The organism is Planomonospora antibiotica (assembly GCF_014647955.1).
Taxonomy (GTDB): Bacteria; Actinomycetota; Actinomycetes; order Streptosporangiales; family Streptosporangiaceae; genus Planomonospora; species Planomonospora parontospora.
The window spans coordinates 1-1030 of record NZ_BMQE01000144.1 but is presented as its reverse complement, the minus strand read 5'-3'; the positions used below and the strand labels follow the sequence as shown (position 1 = coordinate 1030).

General features: G+C 72.6%; 1 pseudogene. It reads left to right on the top strand.

From position 1 onward, the window contains the following. Positions 1-14: 14 nt before the first annotated feature. A pseudogene (locus IEZ06_RS37595) lies at positions 15-1030 on the top strand (polyketide synthase dehydratase domain-containing protein); the annotation flags it as partial.

Sequence of the window (1030 nt, the reverse complement as noted above, 5' to 3'; positions counted from 1 at the left end):
CCTCGGAGGCGGAGGTGGTGCCGCTGCTGACGGCTGGGGTGGGGGTCGCGGCGGTCAACGGCCCGTCCTCGGTGGTGGTCTCCGGAGCGGAGGCCGCGGTGGAGGCGGTGCTGGCCGCGCTGCCGGGGGGTCGGCGCAGTTCGCGGTTGCGGGTGTCGCATGCGTTCCATTCGCCGTTGATGGAGCCGGTGCTGGAGGGGTTCCGGCGGGTGGCCGAATCGGTGACCTACCGGCGGACCGAGGCGTCGGGGCCGGTGGCGGTGTCGACGGTGACGGGTGCGCCGATGGTCGGGGCTTCCATATCGGGCTCTGCGGATTCCGGGGGTTCCCTGCCCGGTTCCGCGACTTCCGCGACTTCCGCGACTTCCGCGGTTTCCGGGACTTCCGGGGCTTCGGTGTCGGGGTCCGGTGCGGGTTCGGTTGCGGGGTGGGGGTCGGCGGAGTACTGGGTGGAGCATGTGCGGCGGTCGGTGCGGTTCGCCGACGCGGTGGATGCGGCGCGGGGTCTGGGTGTGTCGCGGTGGGTGGAGGTGGGTCCGGACGCGGTGCTGACCGCGTTGGCGGCCCAGGTCGTTACCGCGGACGGTGTGAACGGTGCGGGCTCTGCGGACGGTTCAGGCTCTGCGGACGGCGCGGACGGTACGGGTTCTGCGGATTCTGTGGTGGTGGGGTTGCAGCGGCGGGGCCGGGATGAGGTCGAGGCGCTGCTGGCCGGCCTGGGGCGGGCGTATGCGCATGGCGTGGCCGTGGACTGGGCGCGGTACTTCTCCGGGTCGGGTGCGCGCCGGGTGGAGCTGCCCACCTACGCCTTCCAGCGCAAGCCGTACTGGCTGGAGAGCACGTCTGCCACGGGTGACGTGGCCTGTGTCGGGTTGGAGACCGTCGAGCACCCGCTGCTCGGTGCGGCGCTCGCGTCACCGGAGTCCGGCGGAGTCATGTTGACGGGCCGGCTGTCGGTGACGGCGCAGCCGTGGTTGGCCGATCACGTGGTGGGCGGGGTGGTGCTGTTTCCGGGGACGGGGTTCGTGGA